This is a genomic window from uncultured Cetobacterium sp. (genome assembly GCF_947039425.1).
Lineage (GTDB): Bacteria > Fusobacteriota > Fusobacteriia > Fusobacteriales > Fusobacteriaceae > Cetobacterium_A.
The window spans coordinates 1-3,703 of record NZ_CAMQYW010000197.1; the positions used below are offsets into that span (position 1 = coordinate 1).

The 3,703-nt window shown below is 29.7% G+C and carries 6 protein-coding genes and 1 other RNA gene; all 7 read left to right on the plus strand.

Annotated elements, in window-relative coordinates:
* Positions 1–476, plus strand: a 476-nt coding sequence (locus tag Q0V09_RS09010) for a hypothetical protein (RefSeq protein ID WP_297488708.1), incomplete at its 5' end; no start/stop codon positions are given.
* A complete protein-coding gene (locus tag Q0V09_RS09015) occupies positions 473–1,261 on the plus strand; it encodes a Nif3-like dinuclear metal center hexameric protein (protein ID WP_297488710.1) in 789 nt (262 codons plus the stop codon). The genes Q0V09_RS09010 and Q0V09_RS09015, both read left to right, overlap by 4 nt.
* A 10-nt stretch (positions 1,262–1,271) precedes the next feature.
* Complete coding sequence (locus tag Q0V09_RS09020) at positions 1,272–1,820, plus strand: hypothetical protein (RefSeq protein ID WP_297406878.1); 549 nt, start codon at positions 1,272–1,274, stop codon at positions 1,818–1,820.
* An RNA gene (rnpB, locus tag Q0V09_RS09025) (RNase P RNA component class A) lies at positions 1,820–2,164 on the plus strand. The genes Q0V09_RS09020 and rnpB overlap by 1 nt, the downstream gene beginning before the upstream one ends.
* Positions 2,165–2,249: 85 nt before the next feature.
* Positions 2,250–3,008, plus strand: coding sequence for a toxin-antitoxin system YwqK family antitoxin (locus tag Q0V09_RS09030; RefSeq protein WP_297488712.1), 759 nt, complete (start codon positions 2,250–2,252; stop codon positions 3,006–3,008).
* Between the two features lie 110 nt (positions 3,009–3,118).
* Positions 3,119–3,430 carry a 50S ribosomal protein L21 gene (gene rplU, locus Q0V09_RS09035; protein WP_297488714.1) on the plus strand — a complete coding sequence of 104 codons (312 nt, stop codon included), beginning with the start codon at positions 3,119–3,121 and terminating at the stop codon, positions 3,428–3,430.
* Positions 3,431–3,437: 7 nt separating this feature from the next.
* On the plus strand, positions 3,438–3,703 hold a 266-nt coding region (locus Q0V09_RS09040), incomplete at its 3' end, for a ribosomal-processing cysteine protease Prp (RefSeq protein ID WP_297488716.1).

Here is a 3,703-nt window from a genome sequence, read left to right on the forward strand (position 1 = left end):
TAGCTGTTATAAAAGGATTAGAGAACTATAGACCTTCAAATGGAGATTTATTAGTGTATTTAATGCTTTGGGTAAGAAAAGAGATGCTATTATTTGTAGAAGAAAGAATTGAAAATGAAAAATATATGTATAAAGGTTACTTTATAAAAAGAAGAGAAGAGTTGTTAGAAGATGAGATTGTTTCAGCTTTAGATGAGGATGAAATTGAGGAAGAGTTTTCTCAAGAGGAAAAATCAGAGATTATTGGTGAAAAGATAAAATTACTTGAACATTTAAATTTTGAATCAGTACCAATGAAACTTTCAAAAGAAGATGAAATTATTCTTAAAAAATATTATGGATTAATTGGAACAAAAAGAGAATCAATTTTTGAAATAGAAAATGATTTAGAATTAACAAGAGGATCAGGAGAAGAAAAATTTGAAAAGGCATTAACTAAATTATCTCTTGCTGGTGGAAGAAGTTTAAAAATATGAAACTAAGTAAAATTATAAATTGTTTAGAAGAGAAGTTTCCTAAAAATTATTCAGAAGAATGGGATAATGTTGGATTACAAGTTGGAAGAAGAAGTAGTGAAATAAATAAAATTTTATTATCTCTTGATTTAACAGAAAAAGTTATAAAAGAAGCTATAACAGAAAATGTACAGTTGATAATAACACATCATCCTATGATATTTAAACCTTTAAAAGCGGTGACAGGAGACAGCACTTTAGGAAAAAAAATATTGTCTTTAATAGAAAATAATATTGCTGTTTATTCTATGCATACAAATTTGGATAGTGGAAAATTTGGATTAAATGATTATTTAGGTGAAAATATTTTAGGATTTGAAAAGGGTGAAATTTTAGATAAAAAAGAGATTGATGGTGAAGAAATCGGTATAGGAAGATTATATAAATTGAATTCATCAATAACAATTGATCAATTAATTTTAGAGATAAAAGAAAAATTAAATATAGAAAAAGTTAGTTTAGTATTATCAAAAGAAAATTTATTAATAAAAAAAGTAGCACTAATAAGTGGGTCAGGAGCTAGTTATTGGAGAAAAGCTAAAAAATTAGGTGCAGATATTCTAATAACAGGAGATGTGAAATACCATGAGGCTTTAGATGCTAAAGAGGAAAATTTTTCTTTAATAGACATAGGACATTTTGAAAGTGAACAAATGTTTGGAAAAATACTAGAAAATATTTTGAAAGAAAATTTTGATATTGAAATAAATTATTTTAATGATGGGCCAATTTTTCAAAACAAATAAGGAGATTTAAATGGTAAAAAAAATAGCACTAGGTTTTATTTTAATGGGAACGATAGCATTTGGAAAGATAAATGACTATAGAAAAGTATTTAATGAGCAGGATATAAATAAATTAAACTCATCTATATCTCAGTTTGAAAAGAAAACAGGAAATAAGATGTTTTTAAACACATTAGAAGAAAATGAAGGGTTTCAAACAGAGGAACAGGAAAAAGCAGTAATAGTTAATATAATTCAAGATGCTAATGGGAATGTTAAAGTCCAAGTTCAACTGTCGCAAGATTTAAATCCAGAAGATATCTCTCCTGAAATAACATTATTGTTAGATAATGTAGAAACAACTGTTAATAAAAAAGATGAAACTTTATTATCTGAAAAGTTAATTGATGGTTTATATCAAATATTTACTACTGAAGATAATGATGATACTCAAGTGGAAACACAAGATGATTCAATGAAGTTAAAAATATTTTTAGGAATAGTATTGACAATTTCAGTAATCTGTATTAGAATAATACAGGTGAAAAGAAAAAAAAGAAAATATAAGTTTAAAAAATGATAGGTATTAGGGTTAATCGCTTGTTGTTTTCAACAAGAGGAAAGTCCGGGCTCCACAGAGCAAAAGGGTAGCTAACGGCTACTAAAGGAAACTTTAAGGAAAGTGCCACAGAGAATAGACCGCTACGAAGTTTGTAGTAAGGGTGAAAAGGCGGTGTAAGAGACCACCAGTTTCTTAGGGAACTAAGAAAGCTAGGTAAACCCCCTTTGGAGCAAGGCTAAATAGGAGAGAATAAAGGAGTTGCTCGCTCTCTCTCAGGGTAAGTTGCTTGAAACTATAAGTGATTATAGTTCTAGATAAATGATTAACAAATACAAAACCCGGCTTACTTAATGCCTATCACTTAAAATAATACAAAGCCAGGAAGGAGAGTATTCTCAAATTCATGGCTTATTTTATTTATATAAAATTTTTATTAGGAGCTAAAACATGAAAAAAATGAACATAGGAATAGGAATTCTGTTATTAACTTTAGTGGGGTGCAGTTCTACTGAAAAAAAACAGGAACCTTTAATAAAATTACCAAGTGTACCTAAACAAACATCAGTAATAAAAACAATAAGTGAAGAAGATTTTAGACCCCAATCAGATATAATTCATCCAAGTGAAGGTGGAGGACCAGAAATGTCAGAATCAGGGATAACAGAGATAAAACTTAATAATATAGATCAAGTAAGCATTGCTTATAAAACAGTAAGAAATAAAATAGCATATAATGGAAAATCAAAAGCACCTTTTACAGGGATATTTGCAGCAGTAATCGGGGTACATAAGCACTATACTGAGGAATATAAAGATGGGAAATTAAATGGAAATAAAACTTGGTATTCTGAGAGTGGAACTATTGGAATGATTGAACCTTATAAAGATGGAAAGAAAAATGGTATTCAAAAAACTTTTTATAGAATAACTGGAAAGATTCGTTCTAAGATAAATTATGAAAATGGTAAAGTAACAGGATTAGTAGAATGGTTTGATAAAAATGGAGATAGTATTTATCAAGCGGATTTAGTAAACGGAACAGGACCTTGGATAACTTATTGGGACAATGGGAAAATAAAAGAAAAGGGACAACTGTTCAAAGGGTATCCCAATGGAGAATGGAAAGAATTTACAAATGAAGGTCAGTTGGAAAAAATAGTTAGATATAGAAATGGAGCTAGAGTATTTCAAGAATGGTACCAATAAAAAATAGTTGACAAAAAATAAAAATAATGTTATTATAACAAATAGATTAAGCTTGGATAAGGTCATCAGCAACCGAATCCAGCGATCTTTATACTTTTGGAGGTGTTAGAATGTACGCAGTTATAAAAACTGGTGGAAAACAGTACAAGGTTGCAGTAGGTGAAGTATTAAGAGTTGAGAAACTAAATGCTGAAGTTAATACAACTGTAGAATTAACAGATGTTCTTTTAGTGTCAAATAACGGAGAGGTTAAAGTAGGAACTCCTGTTGTTGAAGGTGCTAAAGTAGTAGCAGAGGTTGTTGCTCAAGGTAAAGGAGCTAAAGTTATTAACTTCAAATACAAGCCAAAAACTGGATATCATAAGAAAAAAGGTCACAGACAACTTTTCACTGAGATCAAAGTTACAGCAATCAACGCATAATTAATTTATGACAAAGATTGAGGTTTTAAAAAAAAATGGTAGAGTAGTAAGATATTCTGCTAAAGGTCATTCAGAATATGCTGAACATGGACAAGATATTGTTTGTGCAGCTATCTCAGTGGCTATGCAATTCCCGTTAGGAGGAATGCAAGAAGTTTTGGAGGTTACTCCAAGGTTCGAAATTGATTCCGATGGATACTTAGATGTTGATATGAGAGGGATGAATTTTCTTGAAAAAGAGAAGGAAGTCGATGTATTACTAAATACAATGGT

Excerpts from the sequence above, each read along its gene's own strand:
- Q0V09_RS09020 (WP_297406878.1), top strand. The coding sequence starts at position 1,272 with ATGGTAAAAAAAATAGCACTAGGTTTTATTTTAATGGGAACGATAGCA.
- Q0V09_RS09030 (WP_297488712.1), top strand. The coding sequence starts at position 2,250 with ATGAAAAAAATGAACATAGGAATAGGAATTCTGTTATTAACTTTAGTG.
- Q0V09_RS09015 (WP_297488710.1), top strand. The coding sequence starts at position 473 with ATGAAACTAAGTAAAATTATAAATTGTTTAGAAGAGAAGTTTCCTAAA.
- rplU (WP_297488714.1), top strand. The coding sequence starts at position 3,119 with ATGTACGCAGTTATAAAAACTGGTGGAAAACAGTACAAGGTTGCAGTA.